Origin of the sequence: Paraburkholderia phymatum (assembly GCF_040965635.1) — a bacterium.
GTDB classification, from domain to species: Bacteria; Pseudomonadota; Gammaproteobacteria; order Burkholderiales; family Burkholderiaceae; genus Paraburkholderia; species Paraburkholderia phymatum_B.
The window spans coordinates 444,888-469,572 of record NZ_JBFRCH010000002.1; the positions used below are offsets into that span (position 1 = coordinate 444,888).

24 protein-coding genes and 2 pseudogenes are annotated in these 24,685 nt (G+C 60.9%); 6 read left to right on the top strand and 20 right to left on the bottom strand.

Features of this window, described 5'->3' with window-relative positions; translation table 11 throughout:
• Positions 1 to 39: 39 nt before the first annotated feature.
• The 6 genes from AB4Y32_RS05420 to rfbB form a co-directional block, all read right to left on the bottom strand.
• Positions 40 to 918, bottom strand: coding sequence for a GDP-mannose 4,6-dehydratase (locus AB4Y32_RS05420; protein WP_368720329.1), 879 nt, complete (start codon positions 916 to 918; stop codon positions 40 to 42).
• A gap of 7 nt (positions 919 to 925) precedes the next feature.
• The gene (gene gmd, locus AB4Y32_RS05425; RefSeq protein WP_368720330.1) at positions 926 to 1,960 is read right to left on the bottom strand and encodes a GDP-mannose 4,6-dehydratase; all 1,035 of its coding nucleotides are present in this window, start codon (positions 1,958 to 1,960) and stop codon (positions 926 to 928) included.
• A gap of 321 nt (positions 1,961 to 2,281) precedes the next feature.
• Positions 2,282 to 3,202 (bottom strand): dTDP-4-dehydrorhamnose reductase, encoded by a 921-nt coding sequence (gene rfbD, locus AB4Y32_RS05430; RefSeq protein WP_368720331.1) that lies wholly within the window; start codon positions 3,200 to 3,202, stop codon positions 2,282 to 2,284.
• 163 nt (positions 3,203 to 3,365) lie between these two features.
• On the bottom strand, positions 3,366 to 3,917 hold the full coding sequence (gene rfbC, locus AB4Y32_RS05435; protein ID WP_368720332.1) for a dTDP-4-dehydrorhamnose 3,5-epimerase: 552 nt from the start codon (positions 3,915 to 3,917) through the stop codon (positions 3,366 to 3,368).
• Positions 3,914 to 4,795: a glucose-1-phosphate thymidylyltransferase RfbA gene (gene rfbA / locus AB4Y32_RS05440; RefSeq protein WP_368720333.1), complete on the bottom strand. Its 882-nt coding sequence runs from the start codon at positions 4,793 to 4,795 to the stop codon at positions 3,914 to 3,916. Before rfbA ends, rfbC begins: the two co-directional genes overlap by 4 nt.
• 9 nt (positions 4,796 to 4,804) lie before the next feature.
• Entirely contained in the window at positions 4,805 to 5,869 is a 1,065-nt protein-coding gene (gene rfbB / locus AB4Y32_RS05445; RefSeq protein ID WP_368720334.1) for a dTDP-glucose 4,6-dehydratase, read from the bottom strand.
• A 199-nt stretch (positions 5,870 to 6,068) separates the two neighbouring features.
• Here rfbB and AB4Y32_RS05450 point away from each other — a divergent pair, with 199 nt between their 5' ends.
• Positions 6,069 to 6,917 carry a symmetrical bis(5'-nucleosyl)-tetraphosphatase gene (locus AB4Y32_RS05450; RefSeq protein ID WP_368720335.1) on the top strand — a complete coding sequence of 283 codons (849 nt, stop codon included), beginning with the start codon at positions 6,069 to 6,071 and terminating at the stop codon, positions 6,915 to 6,917.
• 15 nt (positions 6,918 to 6,932) lie between these two features.
• Here AB4Y32_RS05450 and AB4Y32_RS05455 read toward each other — a convergent pair whose 3' ends face one another.
• From AB4Y32_RS05455 to AB4Y32_RS05500, 10 genes are all read right to left on the bottom strand, one after another.
• On the bottom strand, positions 6,933 to 7,787 hold the full coding sequence (locus AB4Y32_RS05455) for a lysophospholipid acyltransferase family protein (protein WP_368720336.1): 855 nt from the start codon (positions 7,785 to 7,787) through the stop codon (positions 6,933 to 6,935).
• A gap of 72 nt (positions 7,788 to 7,859) precedes the next feature.
• Positions 7,860 to 9,137 (bottom strand): dihydroorotase, encoded by a 1,278-nt coding sequence (locus tag AB4Y32_RS05460; protein ID WP_368720337.1) that lies wholly within the window; start codon positions 9,135 to 9,137, stop codon positions 7,860 to 7,862.
• A gap of 51 nt (positions 9,138 to 9,188) precedes the next feature.
• Positions 9,189 to 10,220 (bottom strand): aspartate carbamoyltransferase catalytic subunit, encoded by a 1,032-nt coding sequence (locus AB4Y32_RS05465; RefSeq protein WP_368720338.1) that lies wholly within the window; start codon positions 10,218 to 10,220, stop codon positions 9,189 to 9,191.
• Positions 10,221 to 10,444: 224 nt separating this feature from the next.
• A complete protein-coding gene (gene pyrR, locus AB4Y32_RS05470) occupies positions 10,445 to 10,957 on the bottom strand; it encodes a bifunctional pyr operon transcriptional regulator/uracil phosphoribosyltransferase PyrR (protein WP_368720339.1) in 513 nt (170 codons plus the stop codon).
• Positions 10,954 to 11,376, bottom strand: coding sequence for a Holliday junction resolvase RuvX (gene ruvX, locus AB4Y32_RS05475; protein ID WP_368720340.1), 423 nt, complete (start codon positions 11,374 to 11,376; stop codon positions 10,954 to 10,956). Before ruvX ends, pyrR begins: the two co-directional genes overlap by 4 nt.
• Positions 11,373 to 11,948 carry a YqgE/AlgH family protein gene (locus AB4Y32_RS05480; protein ID WP_368720341.1) on the bottom strand — a complete coding sequence of 192 codons (576 nt, stop codon included), beginning with the start codon at positions 11,946 to 11,948 and terminating at the stop codon, positions 11,373 to 11,375. The genes ruvX and AB4Y32_RS05480 overlap by 4 nt, the downstream gene beginning before the upstream one ends.
• A 265-nt stretch (positions 11,949 to 12,213) precedes the next feature.
• A complete protein-coding gene (locus tag AB4Y32_RS05485; RefSeq protein ID WP_368720342.1) occupies positions 12,214 to 13,623 on the bottom strand; it encodes a hypothetical protein in 1,410 nt (469 codons plus the stop codon).
• Between the two features lie 420 nt (positions 13,624 to 14,043).
• Entirely contained in the window at positions 14,044 to 14,214 is a 171-nt protein-coding gene (locus AB4Y32_RS05490; protein ID WP_109478916.1) for a rubredoxin, read from the bottom strand.
• A gap of 86 nt (positions 14,215 to 14,300) precedes the next feature.
• The gene (locus AB4Y32_RS05495) at positions 14,301 to 15,503 is read right to left on the bottom strand and encodes an RNA-guided endonuclease InsQ/TnpB family protein (protein ID WP_368720343.1); all 1,203 of its coding nucleotides are present in this window, start codon (positions 15,501 to 15,503) and stop codon (positions 14,301 to 14,303) included.
• A 2-nt stretch (positions 15,504 to 15,505) separates the two neighbouring features.
• On the bottom strand, positions 15,506 to 16,123 hold the full coding sequence (locus AB4Y32_RS05500; RefSeq protein WP_368720344.1) for an IS607 family transposase: 618 nt from the start codon (positions 16,121 to 16,123) through the stop codon (positions 15,506 to 15,508).
• Between the two features lie 250 nt (positions 16,124 to 16,373).
• On the opposite strand from AB4Y32_RS05500, the gene AB4Y32_RS05505 reads away from it, so the two are divergent.
• On the top strand, positions 16,374 to 17,234 hold the full coding sequence (locus AB4Y32_RS05505; RefSeq protein WP_368720345.1) for a hydroxymethylpyrimidine/phosphomethylpyrimidine kinase: 861 nt from the start codon (positions 16,374 to 16,376) through the stop codon (positions 17,232 to 17,234).
• 295 nt (positions 17,235 to 17,529) lie between these two features.
• Here the strand turns inward: AB4Y32_RS05505 and groL are convergent, their stop codons facing one another.
• Together groL and groES are read right to left on the bottom strand one after the other, a co-directional pair.
• The gene (gene groL, locus AB4Y32_RS05510) at positions 17,530 to 19,170 is read right to left on the bottom strand and encodes a chaperonin GroEL (RefSeq protein ID WP_368720346.1); all 1,641 of its coding nucleotides are present in this window, start codon (positions 19,168 to 19,170) and stop codon (positions 17,530 to 17,532) included.
• A gap of 59 nt (positions 19,171 to 19,229) precedes the next feature.
• Positions 19,230 to 19,520: a co-chaperone GroES gene (groES, locus tag AB4Y32_RS05515; RefSeq protein ID WP_087738853.1), complete on the bottom strand. Its 291-nt coding sequence runs from the start codon at positions 19,518 to 19,520 to the stop codon at positions 19,230 to 19,232.
• Between the two features lie 401 nt (positions 19,521 to 19,921).
• Between groES and AB4Y32_RS05520 the strand changes: the two genes are divergently transcribed.
• The 4 genes from AB4Y32_RS05520 (at position 19,922) to AB4Y32_RS05535 (ending at position 23,449) form a co-directional block, all read left to right on the top strand.
• On the top strand, positions 19,922 to 20,062 hold the full coding sequence (locus tag AB4Y32_RS05520) for a hypothetical protein (protein WP_368720347.1): 141 nt from the start codon (positions 19,922 to 19,924) through the stop codon (positions 20,060 to 20,062).
• A gap of 111 nt (positions 20,063 to 20,173) precedes the next feature.
• A complete protein-coding gene (locus tag AB4Y32_RS05525; protein ID WP_368720348.1) occupies positions 20,174 to 20,419 on the top strand; it encodes an AbrB/MazE/SpoVT family DNA-binding domain-containing protein in 246 nt (81 codons plus the stop codon).
• Complete coding sequence (locus AB4Y32_RS05530) at positions 20,416 to 20,814, top strand: PIN domain-containing protein (protein WP_368720349.1); 399 nt, start codon at positions 20,416 to 20,418, stop codon at positions 20,812 to 20,814. Before AB4Y32_RS05525 ends, AB4Y32_RS05530 begins: the two co-directional genes overlap by 4 nt.
• A 625-nt stretch (positions 20,815 to 21,439) precedes the next feature.
• Entirely contained in the window at positions 21,440 to 23,449 is a 2,010-nt protein-coding gene (locus tag AB4Y32_RS05535; protein ID WP_368720350.1) for an acyltransferase family protein, read from the top strand.
• 282 nt (positions 23,450 to 23,731) lie between these two features.
• Here the strand turns inward: AB4Y32_RS05535 and AB4Y32_RS05540 are convergent.
• Positions 23,732 to 24,135: pseudogene (locus AB4Y32_RS05540) on the bottom strand (RidA family protein).
• Positions 24,125 to 24,589, bottom strand: a pseudogene (locus AB4Y32_RS05545) (hypothetical protein); the annotation flags it as partial. The pseudogenes AB4Y32_RS05545 and AB4Y32_RS05540, both read right to left, overlap by 11 nt.
• Between the last annotated feature and the right edge of the window lie 96 nt (positions 24,590 to 24,685).

Below are 24,685 nucleotides of genomic sequence, written 5' to 3' on the forward strand. Positions count from 1 at the left end.
CCAAGGCATATCATTTCATGCCTTCCTTTTGCCGATCGTTCAGCCGGTGACCATCCATTGGATGGTCGACCGCAAATCGATCGCCTCGATCCCTGGTACGAGTGCATGCAATCTCTCCGGGCAGCCGATTAGTGTCTTCACTTCGTTCTCGCGAACGAATGCAGGATTGACCTGCACCTCGAGTTTCTGCCCCGAAGCTTCGCTGACCATCTCGAGCACCTGCTCGAGCGTGTACGGCTTACCACTGCAAATATTGACCACCTGGGACTCCGCATCCGATTCAAGGAGCGCACGGTATAGCTTTGCTACCGTCCGTACATCAGAAAAGTCCCGCGCTACGTCGAGGTTGCCGAGTTCGATAACCGGGCGCCGGTTGACAAAATGCCAAACGATCTTGGGAATCAGAAAGCGAGCAGCCTGTCCCCGTCCCGTATAGTTGAAAGGTCGCACGACGACAATCGGCAAACGATCGAACCATGTCTTAACAAGGTTCTCCATCGCCAGCTTGCTCGCACCGTAGTGGTTAACAGGCTCTGGCATGATGCTCTCGCTGATCACGCCTCCCGCATTGCCATACACGTTTGCGCTGCTTACCACCAGAATCTTGTCCGGCCGATGGCCGACATCCGCGCACGCCTGCAGCAGGTTCAACGTGCCTAATACGTTGACCTGGTACATATCGAGCGGCACTTCGTGCGCCACGAAACTGATTGCGGCCAGATGGACGATGAAGTGAGGGCGAACCGTTTCGATCGCACGCCGGCAGTCTGCCAGCGAAGTGATGTCAAGCCGGAACTCCCCATCCTTCGGCAAACCGCCGACACACGTTCCCGTGACCTGATAGCCCGCAGCGACCAGATCATCACGAATGTACCCACCCGTAAATCCGTGGGCACCCGTAATCAAGACGCGGCGCATCGGCACCTCAGAACGAGAAGCCAATCTTGTTCCGGTTCAGATCCGACTCAACCATAAACTTGCACAGCTCTTCGAGGGTCGTCTTGGGCGTCCAGCCGAGTTTTTCCTTCGCCTTGGTTGCATCGCCGATCAACAGATCGACTTCCGCAGGACGGTGGAACTTCGGATTCACGCGCACGAGCACCTTACCGTTAGATGCGTCCAGCCCCTCTTCCCGCTCTCCCTTGCCGCGCCATTCGATGCCTTTCCCGACGGCGCGAAACGCCATAGAAACGAAATCGCGGACGGTTTCCGTACGGTTCGTTGCTAGTACGAATGTATCCGGTTCGTCGGCCTGCAGCATGCGGTACATGCCTTCAACGTATTCCTTGGCGAAACCCCAGTCGCGCTTGGCGTCGAGATTGCCGAGTTCCAGCACATCGAGCTTGCCGAGGGAGATCTTCGCGACCGAGTCCGTGATCTTGCGCGTCACGAATTCCCGGCCACGCAGCGGTGATTCGTGATTGAACAGAATGCCGCTGGAGCCGAAGATGTTGTAAGACTCGCGGTAGTTGACCGTGATCCAGTGCGCGTACAGCTTCGCAACGCCATACGGGCTGCGCGGATAGAACGGCGTGTCTTCCTTTTGTGGAATTGCCTGTACCTTACCGAACATTTCGGAGGTCGAAGCCTGGTAGAAGCGAATCGAACGATCAATGATGCGGATAGCCTCGAGCACGTTCAACGCGCCGACGCCTGTGATTTCAGCTGTAGTAGCCGGCTGTTCGAACGACACGCCCACGAAACTCTGGGCTGCGAGGTTATACACCTCCCGCGGCTTTGCCATCTCAAGCAGGCGAATGGTTGCCCCGAGGTCAGTCAGATCGTGCTCGACCAGATGAAGATTCGGGTGAGCCAGTACACCCACCTCCTGGAGACGCCAGAAATTGACCGAGCTCGTACGCCGGTATGTTCCGTAGACCTCGTAGCCGCGCCCGAGCAGCAATTGGGTAAGATACGCACCGTCTTGTCCGGTGATGCCAGTCACTACTGCGCTCGTCAATTCCTTCTCCTTGAGAAAACCCGTTACGCGACTGTGGCGTTCCGAGCAAACAATTCCAGTACAAAACGAATTATAACTGACGGGCTGATGGCATTTGCCGGCCAGAAGATAGGCGACAAGAGCGCGCCGTGATTACGCGGACTTCGTTCACCGGAGGGAGATCCCGACTTTCGGGTCACGCGAGAAACCGCATGGAAGAGCGCAAAACTGTTCCAGCCAGCCGCGCGGCGCAGGTAGCGCGCAGCGCCCCGAGGCGATATCTGCGATCGATGGCGGAGGGATCCTGCGTTGAGGCCCAGGTCCTCCATCCGGCTTGCGTTGCTAGTCGCCCGAGGTAGCGGCACGCATCGCCGACAGGCAACGGAGCAGCTCGTCGTCCCAATGCGGCGCCCGTATCCCGAACGTTTCAGCCAGTTTTACGCCCGATAGCCGCGAGTTATGCGGCCGACGGGCAGGCGTCGGATATTCGCTTGCTCCAATCGCTTTCACCTTCGGTCGTGACGTCAGCCCGGCGTGCTCAAAAATCGCCTCGGCAAATCCTGCCCAGCTAGTCGCGCCAGCGGCCGTCAGGTGATAAATGCCGCTGCGCCCTGACCAGTCCGTCGACGTAGCGGCCAATCCGCCGGGCATCACTTCGAGCATGCGAGCCGTCAGCTCTGCGATGGTCCGGGCCCATGTTGGTGCGCCGAACTGATCGGCGACAATTGAAAGTTCCGGCTTCTGCTCCGCGAGACGCAGCATGGTCAGCAGGAAATTCTTGCCGTACGCCCCATACACCCAGCTGGTGCGCAGCACGACCCACGCGCCGGCAGCCTGCTCGATCGCGCATTCGCCGGCGAGCTTCGTCGCACCGTAAACGTTCAGCGGATTCGGATGATCGGTCTCGACGTAAGCACCATCTTTCGTGCCATCAAACACGTAGTCCGTCGAGTAATGAACCAGCAGCGCGCCAATCTTCCGAGCTTCTTCAGCCAGCACACCGGGCGCTTCGCCGTTGATCCTCATTGCCGCTGGTTCGTCACTTTCGGCTTTATCTACGGCAGTGTATGCGGCGGCGTTCAGAATAACGGTGGGGCGCACCTTCTCGACCACGCGCTGAATCTGAGCCAGGTCGGAAAGATCAAGCTCATTGCGCCCGACGCCCACTACACGACAAACGAGATTCAGGCGCCCAAGAAGCTCCGCGCCGACTTGCCCGGCGACGCCCGTAACGAGAACGAGAGGTTCGCGACGATCGATCATGTGTAAAAGCTACCGACTAGCTGCCCGCGCTGGAAACGCCTGCAACGAAGGCATGATTGTAAGGATCGCCTGTTACGCGTCCAGCTAGACTAACAAAAACGATACAAACGCCCGTCATGCCACAATATGAAAAATGCTAAAGCGTCGCGGTCCGGCCGTCAGTTCAATCGTAGGCTTCGGCATCCGCAAAGTGCTTCCCCGAAGCGTCCTTGGGCGCCAGAAGGGGTTCATCGCTGATTGGCCAGTCGATCGCGAGATCCGGGTCGTTCCACTTGACGCAGCGTTCATGTTCTGCGAACCAGTAGTCCGTGGTCTTGTACAGAAATTCGGCCGTATCGGACAGCACGACGAAACCGTGCGCGAACCCGGGGGGAATCCAAAGCTGACGCTTGTTGTTAGCGCTCAGAATCTCCCCCGTCCATTTGCCAAACGTCGGCGATGATCTGCGCATGTCGACGCTGACGTCGAATACTTCACCCGTGACCACGCGCACAAGCTTGCCCTGTGCGTGTTGAATCTGATAATGCAGGCCACGCAATACGTTCCTGGTTGAACGTGAGTGGTTATCCTGCACGAACGTCACCGGCTCTCCTATCGCCTCGGCAAACGCCTGCTGATTGAAGCTTTCGAAGAAAAATCCTCGATCGTCACCAAACACTTTCGGTTCGATGATTTTGACATCTGGCAGCGAGGTGGCTACGACGGAGAGTTTCATGCGAAAGGCTCCTCCAGCAGCTTGAGAAGATATTTGCCGTATGCGTTTTTCGTCAGCGGCTCGGCAAGCCGGGCGACGTCATCCGCGGTGATCCACGCATTGCGGTACGCAATTTCTTCCGGACAGGCCACCACGAGGCCTTGACGCTTCTGCAATGTGGCGATGAACGTCGCCGCGTCGATCAATGAGTCGTGCGTCCCAGTATCGAGCCAGGCATAGCCACGCCCCATGATCTCGACTCGCAGCTTGCCCGCGTTCAGATAACAAGTGTTGACATCGGTGATCTCAAGTTCGCCACGCGCCGACGGTTTGATGCTCGCCGCGATGTCGCAGACATCGTTATCGTAAAAGTACAACCCCGTCACAGCGTAGTTTGACCTCGGATGTGCGGGTTTTTCTTCGATCGAGAGCGCGCGGAACTTTCCATCGAATTCGATGACGCCATATCGTTCGGGATCGTTGACATGGTAGGCAAATACGGTCGCGCCGTCGACGTGGCCATCCGCATTGGCAAGTTGCCGTGGAAGCTCAGCGCCGTAGAAAATGTTATCGCCAAGGACCAGCGCGCACACATCGTTGCCGATGAACTGCCGCCCGATCAAAAAGGCCTGCGCGAGACCATCGGGAGACGGCTGCACCGCATACTCGATGTGCATGCCCCAACGGCTGCCATCGCCGAGCATTGCCTGGAAGCGCGGCGTATCGTCGGGCGTCGAGATGATGAGTACGTCGCGCACCCCGGACAGCATCAGCGTCGACAACGGATAGTAGATCATCGGCTTGTCGTACACGGGCAGCAGTTGCTTCGATACCGCGTGCGTGATGGGATAAAGGCGGGTCCCGGAGCCGCCCGCCAGAATGATTCCCTTACGTGCCATGTCGTACCCTCAGTTCGACCTTGCATAGTGCGTATCGAGCCACTCGCGATAGCTGCCGCTCGTGACGCCATCGACCCATGCCGCGTTATTCAAGTACCAGGCGATCGTTTTGCGGATGCCGGTTTCGAAGGTCTCGGCCGGTCGCCAGCCCAGTTCGCGTTCGATCAGCGATGCATCGATCGCATAGCGCCGGTCATGTCCTGGCCGATCCTTGACGAATTCGATCTGATCGGCATAACGCCCGCCCGACGACGCCGGGCGCAATTCGTCGAGCACGGCGCACAGCGTACGCACGACGTCGATGTTCGTTTTCTCGTTCCATCCGCCGATATTGTAGGTACGTCCCACGATCCCCTTCTCCAGCACGGCCCGGATCGCGGCGCAGTGATCCATGACGTACAGCCAGTCGCGCACGTTCTTGCCGTCACCATATACGGGTAGCTTTTCGCCCTTGATCGCCCGCGTGATTGATAGCGGGATCAGTTTTTCGGGGAACTGATAAGGGCCGTAGTTGTTGGAGCAGTTCGTCGTGAGCGTCGGCAGGCCATAGGTATGGTGGTATGCACGAACGAAGTGATCTGAGGCAGCCTTGCTTGCCGAATAAGGGCTATTGGGCGCATAGGGCGTCCGCTCATTGAACGGAGCATCGTCCGGTTCGAGTGAGCCAAAGACCTCGTCGGTGGAAACGTGCAAAAACCGGAACGCAGCTTGCTCGCCTGCGTCGAGCTCGTTCCAATAGGCCCGCGCAACTTCGAGCAAGGTAAAAGTGCCGACGACATTCGTTTGCACGAATTCGCCCGGCCCGCGGATGGAACGATCAACGTGGCTCTCTGCTGCAAAATGGACTACGGCGCGCGGCCGATGCGTAGCGAACAACTTTTCGAGCGCAGCGGCATCGCAAATGTCGATACGCGCAAACACGTGGCGCGCATCAGCGGACAACGGGACCAGTGTGCTGGCGTTGCCCGCGTAAGTTAACTTGTCGACATTGAGGACCGGCTCGCTGCCATTGCGAAGCCAGTCCAGCACAAAGTTTGCACCGATGAAGCCGGCGCCCCCCGTAACCAGAATCATGTTTTCCTCTCAGTTGCACCAGCAGCGACCGGCGGTACGGGCATACCCCACCCGGTAACGCGTTATTATGGCACGCTGTCATGCGCTCGCTGCCGGCCCGCAGTGACGCCGTGACGCCATTGTGAGGACGCCGCGGCAACACTTCTGCTAGCAACCGCACAATATTTCCGACAATCGGACACACTGGAATATCGACACGATGACAGCATTCCTGAAGCCCCCTGCACTCGCTTTTGGCGATCTGCAAGGTTGCCGCACGCAGTTTCAGCAGCTTCTCGCCAAAGCGGCGCCGCCTGCCGACGCTCCGCTGTGGTTCGCTGGGGACCTGATCAATCGTGGCGGCGAATCGCTTGCAACACTGCGCGACATCATCGAGATGGGCGAACGCGCCGTTCCCGTGCTCGGCAATCACGACCTGCACCTTCTCGCCGTGTACGCGGGCATCCGCAGGTCCAAAAAAGGGGACACGATCGACGAAATTCTGGCTGCGCCCGATGCGGATGACCTGATCGACTGGGTTCGCCACCGGCCGCTCGCTCACTACGAAAACGACATGCTGCTCGTGCACGCAGGCGTGCTGCCGCAGTGGGATGCCGATCTGACGATGGAACTCGCCGACGACCTGCAACGCGCGTTATGCGCACCGAGCTGGAAAGAGACGCTCGCGGGGCTGTACGGCAACGAGCCGAACCAGTGGACGCCGGGCCTCAAGGGCCTCGACCGGCTGCGCATCACCTGCACCGCGCTCACGCGCATGCGCTTTTGCAATGCCGATGGCGTAATGGATTTTTCGTCGAGCGGCGGCATCGACTCTGCGCCGAAGGGCTTCATGCCATGGTTCGACGTGCCCGGGCGCAAGACGGAGAACATCACGATCGTCTGCGGACACTGGGCCGCGCTCGGCCTGATGATGCGCGACAACCTGATCGGACTGGATTCGGGTTGCGTATGGGGCGAACAACTGACGGCCGTCCGGCTGACGCAGTCGCCCGCCGAACGCACGATCACACAGGTGGAATGCGACGGCTGCCGTGCCGTCATCGATTGATCGGCACCTGACCGGTTACGCGTGGCGCGTCAGATCGACGTCCGAACCGCCTTCCAGCGGTTCCGTCGCGCTGCTCGCGCGAGCATTGATGAATTCCTGCGTCCGGTCAACGATTTGACCGGAGCGGCGAGCCTCAGGATCTTGCAACGCGCTGAGCGCCGCTTGCACGGAAGCGTGCGCTTCGGCCGCCAGCAAGCGCCGGTCGGCACCCGGCGCGAGCGGCGCGCCGACATACACATGCGCGGTCAGCGGGCCGCTGCGCAACAACGCATCGAGCGATTCGCCAAGCGACATCTCGCCGATATACGCAGGCGCCGTCGATTGCCGGCCCCGCGCATCTTCGTACATCAGGCAAAGAGGCTGCACGGGGCGTGACGCCGATACGGGCGCCTGGAACATGTTCGCGTGAAACGGCAGCAGTCGAGTGCCGTCGGACGTCGTGCCTTCCGGAAACACGCACATCAGCTCGCCCGCGTTCAGCCGGTCCGCGAGTTCGTGCATGATGCGCTTCGCGTCGCTGCGTTTCTCACGCTGAATGAACACGGTGCCGAGTTGCTGCGCGCACCAGCCGACGATGGGCCAATTGCGGATTTCCGCCTTCGACACGAACGGCGTCGGCCGCCACGCGTTGATCACGTAGATGTCGATCCACGAGATGTGATTCGCGACGACCAGCACGCCTTCATCGAACCTCACACCATCGTTGTGCACGACGAGGCGCATGCCGCACAACTGCAGCATGCGCACCGACCAGGCGCGATTCAGTTCCAGACGCTGCTGCACAGTCGCACGAGGAAAACGCGTCCAGACGGTCCACATGCCGCACAGCAGATGCACGACCAGCCGAACCTTGCGAAATGCGAGCTTCATGGTTGGAGTCTTCCGCTTACCTTCCGATTCTTTTGAGCTTCTCTTCGGCTTTTCTGCCGACGCCCGGCCTTGTCAACGCTGCTCGAACGCAACCTGCCCCCCGACAACCGTCGCACGCACGCGCGCGGGCAGCTCGTAGCCGAGGAACGGGGTGTTGTGCCCCTGGCTCTTCAGCGCGCGAGGCTCGACGCGCCAATGCGCATCGCGGTCGAACACGCACAGGTCGGCGGTTGCGCCCGCTTCGATGCGGCCAGCGGGCAGCTTCAGCACGTCGGCAGGCGCGGCCGTGACGCGGTTTAGCGCCTTTGCGAGCGAAACGCCCGCCTCGTCCGCCCACTTGACCGTCAGCGACAGCAGCAATTCGAGCCCCGTCGCGCCCGGCGTCGCCTCGGCAAACGGCAGCAGCTTTTCGTCGTCGTCGACGGGTGTGTGGTCCGAACAGATCGCATCGATCGTGCCGTCGAGCAGGCCCGCGCGAATCGCCTCGCGGTCTCGTTGCGAGCGCAGCGGCGGATCGAGCCGGAATTGCGAATCGAAATAGCCGATGTCGATGTCGATCAGATGCACGTGATTGATCGTGACGTCGCAGGTGACGGGCAGGCCTTCCGCCTTCGCCGCGCGCATGAGCGCGACGCCCGCGCCCGAGGACACGTGTGACAGATGCACGCGCGCGCCCGTCACGCGGACGAGTTCGAAGATCGTGTGCAGAGCGATCGTTTCAGCCGATACGGGCACGCCCGACAGACCAAGGCGCGACGCGAGCGGCCCGCTCGCCGCGACGCCGCCTTTCGCGAGATACGCATCCTGCGGCCGCAGCCACGCGGTATAGCCGTAGGTGTTCGCGTACTGCAGCGCGCGCAGCAGCACCTGCGTATCGACGATCGGCGTATCGGCTTGCGAGAAGCCGACGCAGCCCGCTTCCGTCAGCTCGACCATCTCGGTGATCACCTGCCCCTTCAGGCCGACCGTCAGCGCGCCCAGCGGATACACATGCGCGCGGTTCAGATTGCGCGCGCGGAACTTCAGCATTTCGACGAGGCCCGGCTCGTCGAGCACGGGATCGGTGTCGGGCGGACACACGAGGGTCGTCACGCCGCCCGCGAGCGCCGCGGCCATTTCCGATTCGAGCGTCGCCTTGTGCTCGTAGCCGGGTTCGCGCAGCCGTGCCGACAGATCGACGAAACCGGGTGCCACATAAAGGCCCTTCGCGTCGATCGTCTTTGCCGCGTTGAAATCGGCAGGCGCGCTGCCGAGCGCGACGATCTTGCCCGCCGCGATGAATACGTCCTGTCGCTGCTCGGTGCCCGCGACGGGATCGATCAGCATGCCGCCTTGAATATGGATCTTCATGCGCTTCGTTACCTGCCTGTGCCTGATGTGGTTGTGTGAGCCGTCCGCGGATCAGTCGTTGTTGCCCGCGACGATGCCCATCACCGCCATGCGCACCGCGATGCCGAACGTCACCTGATTGAGGATCACCGATTGCGGCCCGTCCGCGACCTGCGAATCGATTTCGACGCCGCGATTCATCGGGCCGGGGTGCATCACGATCGCATCGGGCTTTGCGAGCGCAAGACGCTCGGGCGTCAGCCCCCAGCTCTTGAAGTACTCCTGCGCCGAAGGCAACAGCGCGCCGCTCATCCGCTCGTTCTGCAGACGCAGCATGATGATGACGTCGACGTCCTTTAGGCCTTCGTCGAGGTTGTGGAATACGCGCACGCCCATCTGCTCGAGACCGCCCGGCAGCAGCGTGCGCGGACCGATCGCGCGCACTTCCGGCACGCCGAGCGTGGTGAGCGCGTGAATGTCGGAGCGCGCGACGCGCGAATGCAGAATGTCGCCGACGATCGCCACGCGCAGATTCGTGAAGTCGCGCTTGTAGTGGCGGATCGTGTACATGTCGAGCAGACCCTGCGTGGGATGCGCGTGCCGGCCGTCACCGGCGTTGATCACGTGCACGTGCGGCGCGCAGTGCTCGGCGATCAGATACGGCGCGCCGCTCGACGCGTGACGCACGACGAACATGTCGGCATGCATCGCCGACAGGTTGTTGATCGTGTCGAGCAGCGACTCGCCCTTGCTCGTCGACGAAGCGTTGATGTTCAGATTGATCACGTCCGCCGACAGCCGCTTCGCGGCGATCTCGAACGTGGTGCGCGTGCGCGTCGAGTTTTCGAAGAATAGGTTGAACACCGACTTGCCGCGCAACAGCGGCACCTTCTTCACCTCGCGGTCGGTCACGCTGACGAACTGCTCGGCCGTATCGAGAATATGGCTGACGATCGCGCGCGGCAGGCCTTCGATCGTCAGCAGATGCTTCAGCTCGCCGTTCTTCGTGAGTTGCGGATTACCCTTCAGGAAACCGTAGCGAAAACGGTCCGCTGACGCTGCGTTATCAGTGGAACCTTGGGAAACCGGGGTGGGCGTGTTCATGGTGTTCCTGAATCAGACTTGGGACTGCGGGCGATGCTTTGTGGCGATGCTTTGTGGCGATGCTGCTGGGTCATGCTTCGCGGTGTCGCTTTTCGGATGCCCGCTGCGAGGGATGGATCGCTTTCGATCCGGGCTCGAATTGGTCGCATGCTACGTGCGCGATGCGCGCCACACTTTAGATACCGTCGCGCGGATGTTGCCAGTCGTACCGCACGCATGCGCGTTCAATCCGCGCGCGGCTCGGTGTGAAACGTAAAGCGTTCGCCATCGCGCGCGAGCACGAGCGTCGTATTCGCGGGCACTTCGACAGTGCCGCCGACGAAGCGCGCGGCGACCGGCAACTCGCGCCCGCCACGGTCGGCGAGCACGGCCAGTTCGACGGATGCAGGGCGCCCGTAGTCGTACAGTTCGTTCAATGCGGCGCGTACGGTCCGGCCCGTGTACAGCACGTCGTCGACGAGCACGATGCGGCGGTTGTCGACTTCGAACGGCAACGAAGTCGGGCTCGCCTGCGTGTGCAGACCTTTCTTCGCATAGTCGTCGCGATGCAGCGCGACGTTGACGACGCCGAACGTCGCGACGTTCAGGTCCTTGGCAAGCCGCTCGGCAAGCCATGCGCCGCCGCTGTAGATGCCGGCGAGCACTGCGCCGTCTGGACCGCCCAGCGTGTCGCCGTATGCGGCGCGAATCTGTTCGAGCACAGCGCGATAGAGCGCCTCGGCGTCAATGGAACTCATGAAAGTCCGTCCAGATATTGCTGAAGAATGACGCACGCGGCTTCGGCGTCGAGCATGCCGGCCTGTCTCGTCCCGCTGCGGATGCCCGCCTCCGCTTCGACGGACGAATAGCGCTCGTCGACCCACGAAACCGGGAGATTGAAGCGCCCGTTCAGCTGATTGCCGAAGCGTTTGGCAAGCTGGGTTCGCTCATGTGCTGTGCCGTCGGGATGCATCGGCAAGCCGACGACGAGCGCATCGGGCTTCCACTCGTCGATCAGTTTGCCAACGGCTTCGAAACGGTATTCGCGATTGCGGTTTTGCAGAACGACGAGGGGCCGCGCGCTGCGCGTCAGTGAATTGCCGACGGCCACGCCGATGCGTTTTTCGCCATAGTCGAACGCAAGCAGCGTCGCTTCACGTCCGGCTAAGTCGCTCATGCGTGACCCGCTTCGCCGGATAGCATCGACGACGAAATGCCGAGCAGTGCAAGCGCTGCCTCGAAGCGGTCTTCGGCAGGCACGTCGAAAACGATCCTCGGGTCGGCCTGAACGGTGAGCCAGCCGTTCTTCGAAATTTCCTCTTCGAGCTGGCCTGCGCCCCAGCCGGCATGGCCGAGCGTCAGCAGGAAGCGCTGCGGGCCCTTGCCGCTCGCGACGGCTTCCAGCACGTCTTTAGACGTGGTCATTTCGAGCCCGCCCGGCACCTGCATCGACGACGTGTACGTGCTTTCCGATGCGTCATGCAGCACGAAGCCGCGCTCTGTTTGCACTGGGCCGCCGAAGTACACGGGAACATGCAGCAGAGGTTCGATTTCGAGCTTGAGATCGATGCGATTGAAGAGCGCCTGAAGGTCGATATCGGTTGGCCTGTTAATAACGAGGCCAAGCGCGCCGCGCTCGCTGTGATCGCAAAGATAGACCACCGTTCCTGAAAACGTGGGGTCCGCCATGTTCGGCATGGCGATCAGGAACTGGTTGGTCAGATTGATGCGATCGTTACTCTTGGACATAGGTCGAATTTTAGCAAAGACGGTGCGCAACTGCGGGCTTCCGGCCCCCATACACGCAGGCCTGCCGGATCGCACCGCGCGCCGCGCTTGCAACCTGTGCGTAACCCGTGTGCATCGGTGCGCGGCCGGCGAAAACCGCAGTTCATGAAACTGCACTCTATCACGCGCTTCGCCCATGCCGGGCAAGAGGAACGTGCGCTATCGCGCGGCAGATGGCATAGGCCAATTGACCGTCCCTATCCAACCCGCGTGCGCCTTCGACTCGCTACGCGCCGCCCTGTTCGATCGCGTGCGTGAGCGACGAGAGAGCGGTCGTCGCGGACTGCGGCGCGACACCCGCCGCCACCTTGTGCAACATCGCGCGCAGCGCTTCGGCGGCGGCTTCGAGCGAAGGCGCGCCGGGCGCATCGACGGCGACATGGGCGCGAACCGCGGGCGTCGACACGCCTGCGTGCGCGCGACGACGCCACGCAAGCCCGAGCGCATCGGCGAGAAGCGCCACCTGGCCCAGTCCGAGCGCGGACGCCGCCGCGCCCAACCGGTACGCGGCATCGCCCGCCTGCAGCGCGGCGCTCGGGTCGGCCTTCTGTGGGTTGTCCGCGGCGCGCGCATGGTCGGTCAGCGCGGCGATCGCGCCATCGGCCGCCTGCAGGAAATCTTCGTAGGCGTTCGCATTGACCGTCAGCACGCCCAGCTCGCGCGTCGCCGCGACGTACGCGGCCAATGCCTCGGCCTGGTGCGCGCCCTGCTCCCACAGCGCCTCGGACGCCTGCGTGCCCGCGATATGCCAGTCCACCGTAAGGCCGTAGTCGCGCAGCAATTCGACGTGTTCGGTGTCTTCGGCGGCGGCGCCGAAAAGCGCGTAGTCGCGCCACAGAAGCGCGAGCGTCGCGCGCACGAGCGAGCGCGGCGCAAGGGGAATGCCCCGCGCTTCGTCCGCGAGCGCCAGATTGCAGCGCGCATAGAAATGCCGCGTCTCGGCGTCTTCGATGGAAAGACCGCGTGCGCGCAAAGCGCGGGCGCAGGCGGACGCGAGACGCCAGAAGTCGTACGGATCGGGACCCGCCAGTTCGGCAAGGCATGCGTCGAGATCGCCGAGCGCGGCGTTGACAGCACCCGCCACCGCGTTCGTGCTGACATTGCCCTTCGAGCGCAGCACGGGCAGCAGCGCCCGCTCGTAGCGCGCCCGCGCATGCGCGAGACGCGCGGCTGACTCCGAGCGCAGTGCGACAGGCGGAATCGGCCGTCCGGCCAGTGCGATGTCTTCGAATGTCACGCTGTAGCCGGGCGTGTGCTGCGCGATGTGCGTGCTGAGTGCCCGGTAGTGCGAGAACAGCGCAGGCGAACAGCTCAGTTCGCGCAGATTGCGCCGCTCGAGCGCCGCGTGAAACGCGCGCAACGCCGCGCCGAACGTGGCGCGCGCGGGGGCCTCGTCGGCGAGACCGCTGGCGGCCATCGGCGACACCAGCAGCAGCGCGTCGGTGAAACGTTGCGCGGCCAGCCAGCCCGCCTCGCGCAGCGCGCGCACTGCGACGAGCAGCTGCGCAGTCACGTCGCGACGCCCTTCGAAGGCGTCGAGGGCGTCGGCAATGGCCTGTTCCGCCGGACGGACGGCGCCGCCGCGTGGATTCGGTAAAGCATCAAGCGTATCGGGCGATGCGGGTCGATGAGTCATGGGCAAGCTGCAGGAACGCCGGCACGCCAAGCGGGCACCGGTATGGCGCCCGCCCGAACTGCCGCAGTGGCGAAAGTGAAGCAACCGCAGGGCCATCGGACGCCTGGCCGGAAACGGCGACCGCGCACTTTGCAGACGCAAGACACCAAGCTGGCAACGGCCACGCGAAACAGCAAGCGCAGGCATTGCCCACATCGGCAAGCGTGGGCAAACATCGACGCCGACGAAACGGGCACCTGCTAGACAAAGACCACAATCAGACGCAATAGCGAACTATAAAGCGCGATGAAGCCCCTGTGACGCGCTACGATACGACACCACGTGTGCGCGCGGATATCCAACCCGCGCGAAATCAATGCAACTCGTCCCTTCGCTTCACGCGACGGGCGAACGCCGCCCCGTCGCCGAACGATGGGTCGCTCAGATCTCGACCATCTCGAAGTCTTCCTTGCGCGCGCCGCACTCGGGGCAGGTCCAGTTGATGGGAACATCTTCCCAGCGCGTGCCCGGCGCGATTCCTTCCTCTGGCAGACCGGCTTCTTCATCGTAGATCCAGCCGCAGATCAGGCACATCCAGCTCTTATATTCCATTCTTGAGTCGCGTCGAAAAGTCCGGGAAAACGAGAGCCATGATGGTACCGTGTTGCCGCCGTTCTGTCATACCTACGCAAACCAGCTCAATTCTGAGCAAATCTGCCGCTGACTTCCTGCTTCACCGAGGCCGGTTTCGTCTTCGTCTTCCGACGAGGGCCAGCGCCTTCCTCTCCGCAGACTGACACCGTGGAACTCACGGCGTTGTTACACAAGTTCACGGCCGCGTTGGTATCACGATCGTGAGTCGTCCCGCACGCAGGACACGTCCATTCGCGTACGTGCAACGGCAACTTTTCCAGCTTGTGCTTGCACGCTGAGCATGTCTTGCTGCTCGCAAAAAACCGGTCAGCAACGACAATCTGGCCACCGCGCATGTCGGCCTTGTACTCCAGTTGCCGCCGGAATTCGAAGAAGCTCATGTCGGCAATGCTCCGCGCCAGATGTGGGTTCTTCATCATGCCGCGCACATTCAAGTCTTCCACGCCGATCGTGTGAAACCGGCGCGTGAGATGCGTCGTGAGCTTGTGCAAGGCGTCGGAACGGATACAGGCGATACGCGCATGCAATTTTGCGAGTTCCACCTTGGCCCGACCGCGCCTGGCCGAGCCTTTCTGCTTGCGCGACAAGCTGCGCGAGAGTCGGCGCAGGCGGCGCAACAGGGCCGTATGGGCCTTCGGGCCGCTCACTTTTTCTCCCGTCGAAACTGCCGCGAGTGCCGACACGCCCAGATCGACACCGCCCACGCCTTGGTTTTCGGCTTGGGGCAAATGCGAGCTATCAGGCACATCGACGGTGATGCTGACGAACCAGCGCTCAGCCACACGGGAGATCGTGGCCGACATGATCTTGCCGGTAAAGCGCAACGTCTCGCGCATGCGCACCCAGCCAAGACCCGGGATGCGAATGCGAGAACCGTCGATGCTGAACTTGTCGTTGGTGAGCGAGAAGCGGTCGTGAACGCCCTTTCTGCGGAATTTCGGATAGCGCGCGCGGCCCGCGAAGAAGTTCTGGAACGCAGCCCCAAGCTGAATGATCGCCATCTGCGGCGCGTTCTTCGTGACCTCCAGCATCCACGGAAACTGCTCACGCTTGAGCGCGTTCAGTTGTCGCCGAAGTGCCATCTGCGACGGCTTGGGCAGGGCGTTGTTGCCCTTCCAGTCCTCATACTGACGCTGCCACTGGGCTAGCGCCCAGTTGTAGGCAAAGCGTGCCGTGCCTGCCGCACGAGCGAAGTACGTGGCCTGTACGTTATTCGGGTCGAGTGCGATGCGGTGGGCGATCATCATGACTACGCGCTCTCCACCGCCGCCCGCACACCGTCAAGCAGCCTCTGGTTCATGCCCGAGCGCCCGCCGTACAGCCGCGCGCTGAACTCTGTGATGATTTCGAGCACGTCCCTAGCGCGGTCTTCCTCGAACGTTGTGTCTTCGCCCTGATTGAGGGTCACGACTTCGACGTGTTTCGCCTCGCAGATGGCGAACACCAGTTCCGCACCAAAGCGCAGCAGCCTGTCCTTGTGCGTGACGACCAGCCGTCCGATCTTGCCTTCGATAATCGCGTCGAGCAGGCGCTTGAGGCCTTTCTTGTGGTAATTCATGCCCGAGCCAAAATCGGCGATGAGCTCGAACGTCCAGCCCTGCCGGGCGCAAAAGAGTTCGAGCACCTGCTTTTGCTGCTCCAAGTCGTCTTTCTGGTCGTCGCTGGAAACGCGGGCGTAGGCGATGGTTTGACGGTTCGTGTCATCCTGCGCGCGGAACAGTTCCGGCTTGACCTTCGCCAAGTCGTAGCGGCGATGCATCGCCGTATGCTCCGCGACCAGTCTGCCCGACGCCTCCCATCGCCGCAGTGTCGTTATCGACACGCACAGCGCCGCCGCCGCTCCACCTGTGCTGACATATCTCTCCATTCTGCAGAGGATTGCATAGATATGGGTTCATATCAAGGGAACCGATCGCACGCAATTGCGTAACAGACGGGGCCGCAGCGGTCCGCAGCCGCGCATTGCCGCGTTATGTATGGCTTGGCGGGTCGACAGATGCGAAAAAATGCCCCGCACCCGCATAAGGCCGCATAATTGAGCCGTCTGCGGGCCCGTCGGCGCCTCGCGCGCCACGGCCCACGAACAACGCCCCGCTTATCGACTCATCAAAGACTTCATGGCCAGCGACACCCCTCCCATCGTTCTCACTTTCGGCCTCTCCGATCCGACGGGCGGCGCCGGGCTGCAAGCCGACCTGATGACGCTTGCCAGCATGGGCTGCCACGGCGTGTCCGTACTGACCGGCTACACGGTGCGCGATTCGGCAAATTGCGACGAAGTGACCGGGCTCGACCCGGAAGTCGTCGCCACGCAGGCGCGGATGCTGCTGGAAGACATGCCCATCGCAGCGTTCAAGGTCGGTGCGGCGACCCGCGCGGAAGTGGTCAGCGCAATCGCCGAAGTGGTCGCCGACTACGACGACATCCCGCTGATTCTCGCCCCCGATTTCACGCTCGACGACGAACACGTGCTCGCCGCCGACGAGTTGCGCGAGGCGATCGCCGATCTGCTCGCGCCGCAGACGACGCTGCTCGTCGCCGACACAGCCGCGCTGCTCGCGCTCGCCCAACCGGACGGCGACGCGGAAGCGCCGACGCTCGATGCGGCGATCTCGCATCTGCTGTCGCAAGGGTGCGAATACATTCTGTCGACGGAAACGGGCACGCATCGGCTCGTCAATACGCTATTCAGCGACGAAGGCCAGATACGGCAGGACATGTGGGATCGCGCTCAGCAGCGCATCATGGGCATCACCGATACGCTCGGCGCCGCGATCGCCGCGCTGCTGGCGAACGGCCAAGAGCCCGCCGAAGCCGTGCGCGAAGCGCAGGAGTATCTGTTCCAGGCGACGCAGGCCGCGTTTCGCCCGGGCATGGGTGCTTACTTGCCGGACCGTTTCTTCTGGGCACGCAGCAGCGATGAAGAGGTGCCTCTTGCCGGAGGCAAGGAGCCGCCGCCGGGCGAGGCGCGGCACTGAGCTGATCTGTCCTTTTCCGCTCTCCGCTCGCAATGTGGGGAGGGCGCGTCCACATTACGCGCGTCCACATCAACCCGATCGTCGAGCACGAATTGGCAACCGGATATTAGTTCCGCAATCAAGCATTACAGCGACGTTCAATCTGATGGATTGGAGTTGCGAACAGTAAAGTCGAACTCTGTCCTGGCCCGTTTTTGTTCACATGCAAACAGAAAACCCGCATCGCTGCGGGTTTTCTGTTTTTGGGAGGCACGCCTTGCGGCGCGCTTCCCGCATGTATTTCCGTTGCCGGAAATTACATGTCCATGCCCATGCCGCCCATGCCGCCGGGCATGCCGCCAGGCATCGGTGCATCTTCCTTCGGCAGTTCGCAGACGGCTGCGTCCGTCGTCAGCAGCAGGCCAGCAACGGAAGCTGCGTTTTGCAGCGCCGTGCGCGTCACCTTCGTCGGATCGACGACACCGGCTTCAACCAGATCGCCGTACTCGCCCGTTGCTGCGTTGTAGCCGTAGTTGCCCTTGCCGCCAGCCACTGCTGCCACCACGACGCTCGCTTCTTCACCGCCGTTCGTGACGATCTGGCGCAGCGGCTCTTCCATCGCGCGCAGCACGATCTTGATGCCTGCGTCCTGGTCAGCGTTGTCGCCCTTCACGCTGCTGATTGCGGCGCGAGCGCGGATCAGCGCGACGCCGCCACCAGCCACGATGCCTTCTTCCACAGCTGCGCGCGTTGCGTGCAGTGCGTCTTCGACACGTGCCTTCTTTTCCTTCATTTCGACTTCGGTCGCGGCACCAACCTTGATCACTGCAACGCCGCCAGCCAGCTTGGCCACGCGCTCCTGCAGCTTTTCACGGTCGTAGTCCGAGGTCGCTTCTTCGATCTGCGTGCGCACCTGCTTCACACGCGCTTCGATGCTCGCTGCTTCGCCAGCGCCGTCGATGATCGTCGTGTTTTCCTTGCCCACTTCGATGCGCTTCGCCTGGCCCAGCTCCTGCAGCGTTGCCTTTTCCAGCGACAGGCCGGTCTCTTCAGCGATGACCTGACCACCCGTCAGGATCGCGATGTCTTCCAGCATTGCCTTGCGACGATCGCCGAAGCCCGGAGCCTTCACAGCAACGGTCTTCAGGATGCCGCGGATGTTGTTGACGACCAGCGTAGCGAGCGCTTCGCCTTCGACGTCTTCAGCGATGATCAGCAGCGGACGGCCAGCCTTCGCGACCTGCTCCAGAACCGGCAGCAGATCACGGATGTTCGAGACCTTCTTGTCGTGCAGCAGCACGAACGGGTTTTCCAGAACGGCGACTTGCTTGTCCGGGTTGTTGATGAAGTACGGCGACAGGTAGCCGCGGTCGAACTGCATGCCTTCGACGACGTCCAGCTCGTCTTGCAGCGACTTGCCGTCTTCGACGGTGATGACACCTTCCTTGCCGACCTTGTCCATTGCTTCAGCGATGCGATCGCCGATCGACGTGTCGCTGTTCGCCGAGATCGCGCCGACCTGCGCGATTTCCTTGTTCGTCGTGCAGGGCTTGCTGATCTTGCGCAGCTCTTCGATTGCTGCAGCGACGGCCTTGTCGATGCCGCGCTTCAGGTCCATCGGGTTCATGCCCGATGCGACGTACTTCATGCCTTCGCGAACGATCGACTGGGCCAGAACCGTTGCCGTCGTCGTACCGTCACCGGCGTTGTCGCTGGTCTTGGAAGCCACTTCCTTGACCATTTGCGCGCCCATGTTCTGGAGCTTGTCTTTCAGCTCGATTTCCTTCGCGACCGACACGCCGTCCTTCGTAACCGTCGGGCCGCCGAAGCTGCGCTCGAGAACAACGTTACGGCCCTTCGGACCAAGCGTGACCTTCACTGCGTTGGCGAGAATGTTCACGCCTTCAACCATCTTGGCACGGGCGGAATCGCCGAACACGACGTCTTTAGCTGCCATCTTCTAACTCCTTGAATTCTTGAGAATGAACCGGAACAAGTACTTATTGGAACAAGTGCTTACTTGTTAACAACGGCCATGATGTCTTCTTCGCGCATCACCAGCAGTTCGTTGCCATCGACCTTGACGGTCTGGCCTGCGTACTTACCGAACAGGACGCGGTCGCCGACCTTCACGTCGAGCGCGATCGGGTTGCCCTTGTCGTCACGCTTGCCCGGGCCGATGGCCAGCACTTCGCCTTGATCGGGCTTTTCTGCTGCTGCGTCGGGGATCACGATGCCCGATGCGGTCTTGGTTTCCTGATCCAGACGCTTGACGATCACGCGATCATGCAAAGGACGAAGGTTCATGGATATATCCTCTCTTGGATTGGGACTGAAGTACGCTGAGGAAAGCCAGCTGGCTGAGCCAGCCGGCGAAGTTGTTAGCACTCTCGTGCAGTGAGTGCTAATTATATGGACGGGGAATTACATTTTCAAGAAGGGGCGCCGGAACTGTCGAGGTTCATCCAACTCTGGACCTTGTTCGCTTAAGTTTGAACTTCGAGCGTGCCTCAAAGACGAAAATATCTCGCAGATACAATAACTTACGATCGTGAACCGTCGTCATCTGACGCAGCAGCCTTAACGCACCGCCGTCGTATTTCATGCGCAATGACGCAGCCCGCACAACATCAGTAAAAACCCCTAGCGCCCGGCGCAGCGGGAGGCTTAGCCAACACTGAGCCCCGCCGCGAGGAGCATCGCGGCGCATGGGGCCGCCCTTCAAGTCGTCGGACCGGGCGACACCATTCACGCTGCAGTTGGCCCCGCTCGTGCCGGGCGTCAACACCGTCATCCGGCTCATGAACGTGCTGCGTGCCTTTTGCCGCTGGCGCACGCGCGCATCCTGACGCAGCCGTCCCCTGGCTCCGACAATCGTTTGCAGTTCATCAGGCAGTTTTCCGGTGGCCTTGCCCTTCCTATTGCCTTACCTTAAAGTAAGGAATATTGGAGGTGCCATCATGACAGCAGCAACTATCACTTCGAAGGGCCAGGTCACGATCCCCGTGGAAGTGCGCAATCAGCTTGGCTTGCAGTCCGGCGATCGGATCGAATTCAGCTTCAATGAGGCGACGGGACGGTATGAAGTTTATCCGGCCACGCGCTCGCTCACGTCGCTCAAGGGCATCGTGAAGAAGCCCGCTAAACCGGTGTCGGTCGAAGACATGAACCGGGCCGTCGCGGAACAGGGAGCATCCGCGCGATGATCGGACTGGATACGAACGTCCTCATCCGCTACTTCGCCCAGGACGATGCCGTGCAATCGAAGAAGGCGACGGCGCTGATGGAGTCCCTGTCGGCCGAGCGGTCGGGGTACGTTTCTCAGGTTGCGCTGGTCGAGGTGGTATGGGTGCTCGGGCGCTGCTATGGCGTCGAGCGCGAGCAGATGAAGGACATCATCGATTCGATGATCGGCGCCAAGGAACTGCTCGTTGAAGGTGCTGACACGGTGCGAAAGGCGCTTCGCGTCTTCTCAGCATCTGCGAAGGCAGATTTTGCGGATTGTCTGATCGAGCGGTCGGGGCACGTCGCAGGATGCGACTACACGGCCACTTTCGACGTGACGGCTTCGAAGGTCGCAGGGATGCGCTTGATTAAGTGACCGCGCACGCGTTGATACAGGAAACATCATGACGGGAAGCATCGCCGCGCGCCGCGAATCGTTTTTTGGAGACGACTTCACGGCCGGGCAGCAGGGCTCTACGTCGTTCTCGCGATCGCGAATATCGTCGTGGCCCATGCAGGGCAGTTTCATATGTGGCTTCAGGTAAAATGTTCGGACCACTCTAGACTCGTCGCGATCGTCGGTGTGCTCATGCTACTGACGGACCTCTGGCGCACCGAGCAGTGGCTCGTTCCTGAGGGTAACTTAGTCACACGGGAAGATCGTCGCCTACCGTCGATTCGCTCTCCCTCTCGCCGTGCCGAACTTCTTCCGTGAACGACCCCACAAGGACATTCGCGATTTCCGAAAGATGCTATGTGGGACTACCGGACCGAGATCCGTTCGCCTAAAACGGAATTTCCAACTCTGCGCTAAGGAGACGGAAATGTCGACGACCCAAGCAGTCCCACAAGACAAGCCATTCAAATCCATCGCACGACGATGTCATCAGAATTGATGGCACGTGGGGCCTTGACGCGCGCTGTCGATGAGCGCGCAGCGGGTCCAGGGGCTGCGCCACAGCCTGATATGATTTGGGCCGCAATTTGAAGCGAGAACCCTTGTGAATCACCCGCCCCGACATCTGTCTCCTCATTATCGTTCCGACATTGACGGACTACGTGCCGTAGCAGTTCTCTCCGTCGCGCTCGCACACGCCGGATTCTCGTCATTCGCGGGCGGATTCACGGGTGTCGACGTTTTCTTCACGATCTCTGGTTTCGTTGTCACGACTTCGATTCTTGGGGATCTGCGGACTGGTACATTTTCGTTTCCCGGCTTCTATGCCCGACGAGCAAAACGGCTAGCCCCGGCGCTTTTTCTTGTCCTTGCTGCGACGTTTGCGTTCAGCATTCTTTTTTCGTTTCCCGACGACTCGTTTCATCTGGCGAAGAACATTCTTGCGGTCGCCACGATGACCTCTAACATCTATCTGTCAAAGCAGACGGGTTATTTCGACGCAAAAGCTGCCGATCAGCCCTTGCTGCATACATGGTCCCTATCGGTTGAAGAGCAGTTCTACGTCGTTCTTCCGCTGCTGCTTTTCTGGCTGAACAGAACGGCAAGGCGCTGGATGCTACCCGCATTGGCGGTTCTTGCTGTTGCGTCATTCCTTTCGGCCTTGGCCGCTGCGCGCGTACCGACGGCTGGCTCGTATTACTTCGCGCAGTACCGCGCTTTTGAATTTCTGGTCGGAGTGCTGCTAGCGATACGCGAGAATCAGAAGGAGCCGCAAAAGTCACGACTCTTCGATGTAGTGTTTCTTGCCGGTCTCTTGATCATTTTGGCGGGAGTGCTCGGCGTCAGCACGACATCGCATTTTCCCGACATGGGCGCTATTGTTCCTTGCGGAGGGACGCTACTGGTCATCTATGCAGGCCGCCGTTCCTTGGCGCTTCATCGTTTGCTCGCAAACGAAGGTGCCGTCTTCATTGGCCGCGTTTCCTACCCGTTCTACCTTTGGCACTGGCCAGTCTATTTCGCTTTGCGCAGGCTTGAGCTCGATTCAACGACTGGCTATGCAGCCGCGATCACTGTGGCATTTGCACTTTCTGTTCTGACCTATGTGTACGTCGAGGGCGCAGTTCGGCGAACCAGCATGCCGACAAGACGAACCCTGGTGGGATTTCTCTTGCTGCCGCTGCTTGTTTCTGGAGCGCTCGCCGGTACGGGCAAACTGACAGGCGGATTCCTTTTCGCGTACCCGACGAAGATCCGCGAGGACGTACGCTGGTCAGGTGATGCGCTGTTTGACATGCCACGCGGGAAGAAGTGCTGGTCTCACGTCGAGATCACCGATGAGGCGACCTGCACGCTCGGCGATGTGGGCGCAAGCGACAAGGCCGTGCTTTGGGGTGATTCGCACGCTTATCATCTTGTCTATTTCTTCGACAGGCTTGGCAAGGCCGAGCGTATGGCGATACATGATGTAGCGTTGACCCTCTGTCCGCCCATCGAAAACGAACCGCCCAAGCCTGGCGACATGACGTATCTTGAGGACCATCTCAAGTGCGTTGATCACGACAAGGCCGTGATGGCGTACCTGATAGCAAGGCCAGAAATCAAGACCGTTTTTTTGGCTGCTGCATGGCAAAACTATCTTAACCAATCTACGGATTCGAACGCTGGTCCTAACGGACACGGATTCTTGCCCGGACAGCTTGAACGGGAACTGGCCAGTACGATCGTGAAGTTGTCGGCGGCCGGCAAGCACGTGGTCCTGATGAATGATGTGCCTATGATTCCCATGGGTCTCATCAACTGCGACTTCAACAACGATCTTCTATTCCCTGTCAGTCGCCACGTTTGTCAGTTCGATGCCTCGATTGCCCGGGAGCAGCACGAACCGATCCAGGCGATGCTGGAGCGGCTCCGGAACGCACATCCCCAGATCGACATCATGCATACGTATGACGTGCCTTGCACGGCGAGCGTCTGTTCGCTTAATTTCGACGGACTGCCGATCTACCGCTTCGACGACTATCATCACTTGAGCGCTGCGGGTAGCTCACTGCTATTCCCTAAATACATGGAACGGCACCCGCAGGAACTGAAGCAAGTCCTTTCCCGATAGCGTCACGGTGCTGATCTGGTGCGTTCGTCGCCGCAGTGTTTGGAAACGTTCTCTGTGAATTTTGTATCGCCTTGTCGCCTTGCGTAGCTCGCGAGGAGATCTGATTGCATAGCGAACACAAAGGTCCGCACATCGGTCACACGCCACCGAAGGCTTCGTCAGGATCGTTACTTTTTGCGGGAGCGATCGTTTGGCACCTTCGAAGGTACCGAGGCGAATTGTTGACGATCTGGGCGACCATGTCGATTGACCGTTCGTGGCCGACTCCTGCCCGATGCTGCTTCACACCATCGCCGTAGCTTCCATCTCGATCTTGAAGCCGAAGTGAAGCGGACCAACCGGCACGATCGCGCGGGCTGGTCGCGCATCTCCCGCCCAGTCTGCGTAGATCTGATTGAAGCTCGGCCAATGCTCGATATCGGCGAGAAAGACCCGAACCTGCACCAGTCGCGCGATGCTGCTGCCAGCACCTTCCAGCGCCATCGCGAGATTTGTTAGCACCTTTCGGCTTGCACCTCGAATGACGCGTCAGTCAGCTTTCGGCCCCACGCGTCGATTGGCAACCGGCCGGACACGAACACCAGCCCGTTTGCAATCGCCACGTGACTATAGTGGCCTCCCGGCGTCGAGAGTCCTGCCGGGTTTTCCATGCGCGGCAAGCGCGCGCCCGATTCGTTACCAGCCATGAAAGCGGCTCCATACAGGTAGTTTCGTCATCTTCAGATAGCGCGTGATACTCCGGGAACTGCGCACCCGTCGCACAGGCATGATTGGGCAGGATGCGCATATTCGTTCCAATCGGAAAAAGCGACGTCAGGCTCTTTCCCTGCGTTCCATGCACCTGCGAGAGAATGCCGTGCTCCTGATTCGCGCCGCTCAATATCCAGTCGTTCAAAGGCGTGCCATCGAGCGTACATGGCAGACCATATCCAAAATCTCGCGTCTGTGTCGATGTTCCGCGATCGCGGCTCATCGCCATACAGCCCGCGTCGAGGATCACCCGCTCACCGCCTCGCAAGGAAAACCCGCGTCGCGCAGCCGCTGCGCGGCGCGAACGCACCCTGAGCGTTCGCGCTCGGCAAGCGCGGATAGCGCATCAGGCGTCTGGACCCAGCATGCGTCGCCAAGCAGAGTGAAGACCAAAAATTACAGAACCCGACAATGATTACTGTATATTACGGACTTTTGCCTGCAAATTCAGTTACTTACTACTAGATTTCAGGGGGCGGATCGGCG

Excerpts from the sequence above, each read along its gene's own strand:
- AB4Y32_RS05455 (WP_368720336.1), bottom strand. The coding sequence starts at position 7,787 with ATGAAGCTCGCATTTCGCAAGGTTCGGCTGGTCGTGCATCTGCTGTGC.
- AB4Y32_RS05480 (WP_368720341.1), bottom strand. The coding sequence starts at position 11,948 with ATGTCCAAGAGTAACGATCGCATCAATCTGACCAACCAGTTCCTGATC.
- rfbC (WP_368720332.1), bottom strand. The coding sequence starts at position 3,917 with ATGAAACTCTCCGTCGTAGCCACCTCGCTGCCAGATGTCAAAATCATC.
- groES (WP_087738853.1), bottom strand. The coding sequence starts at position 19,520 with ATGAACCTTCGTCCTTTGCATGATCGCGTGATCGTCAAGCGTCTGGAT.
- AB4Y32_RS05520 (WP_368720347.1), top strand. The coding sequence starts at position 19,922 with ATGGGGCCGCCCTTCAAGTCGTCGGACCGGGCGACACCATTCACGCTG.
- AB4Y32_RS05505 (WP_368720345.1), top strand. The coding sequence starts at position 16,374 with ATGGCCAGCGACACCCCTCCCATCGTTCTCACTTTCGGCCTCTCCGAT.
- rfbD (WP_368720331.1), bottom strand. The coding sequence starts at position 3,202 with ATGATCGATCGTCGCGAACCTCTCGTTCTCGTTACGGGCGTCGCCGGG.
- AB4Y32_RS05485 (WP_368720342.1), bottom strand. The coding sequence starts at position 13,623 with ATGACTCATCGACCCGCATCGCCCGATACGCTTGATGCTTTACCGAAT.
- pyrR (WP_368720339.1), bottom strand. The coding sequence starts at position 10,957 with ATGAGTTCCATTGACGCCGAGGCGCTCTATCGCGCTGTGCTCGAACAG.
- AB4Y32_RS05450 (WP_368720335.1), top strand. The coding sequence starts at position 6,069 with ATGACAGCATTCCTGAAGCCCCCTGCACTCGCTTTTGGCGATCTGCAA.
- AB4Y32_RS05465 (WP_368720338.1), bottom strand. The coding sequence starts at position 10,220 with ATGAACACGCCCACCCCGGTTTCCCAAGGTTCCACTGATAACGCAGCG.
- ruvX (WP_368720340.1), bottom strand. The coding sequence starts at position 11,376 with ATGAGCGACTTAGCCGGACGTGAAGCGACGCTGCTTGCGTTCGACTAT.
- AB4Y32_RS05490 (WP_109478916.1), bottom strand. The coding sequence starts at position 14,214 with ATGGAATATAAGAGCTGGATGTGCCTGATCTGCGGCTGGATCTACGAT.
- AB4Y32_RS05420 (WP_368720329.1), bottom strand. The coding sequence starts at position 918 with ATGCGCCGCGTCTTGATTACGGGTGCCCACGGATTTACGGGTGGGTAC.
- rfbA (WP_368720333.1), bottom strand. The coding sequence starts at position 4,795 with ATGGCACGTAAGGGAATCATTCTGGCGGGCGGCTCCGGGACCCGCCTT.
- rfbB (WP_368720334.1), bottom strand. The coding sequence starts at position 5,869 with ATGATTCTGGTTACGGGGGGCGCCGGCTTCATCGGTGCAAACTTTGTG.
- AB4Y32_RS05525 (WP_368720348.1), top strand. The coding sequence starts at position 20,174 with ATGACAGCAGCAACTATCACTTCGAAGGGCCAGGTCACGATCCCCGTG.
- AB4Y32_RS05500 (WP_368720344.1), bottom strand. The coding sequence starts at position 16,123 with ATGGAGAGATATGTCAGCACAGGTGGAGCGGCGGCGGCGCTGTGCGTG.
- AB4Y32_RS05530 (WP_368720349.1), top strand. The coding sequence starts at position 20,416 with ATGATCGGACTGGATACGAACGTCCTCATCCGCTACTTCGCCCAGGAC.
- AB4Y32_RS05495 (WP_368720343.1), bottom strand. The coding sequence starts at position 15,503 with ATGATGATCGCCCACCGCATCGCACTCGACCCGAATAACGTACAGGCC.
- AB4Y32_RS05460 (WP_368720337.1), bottom strand. The coding sequence starts at position 9,137 with ATGAAGATCCATATTCAAGGCGGCATGCTGATCGATCCCGTCGCGGGC.
- groL (WP_368720346.1), bottom strand. The coding sequence starts at position 19,170 with ATGGCAGCTAAAGACGTCGTGTTCGGCGATTCCGCCCGTGCCAAGATG.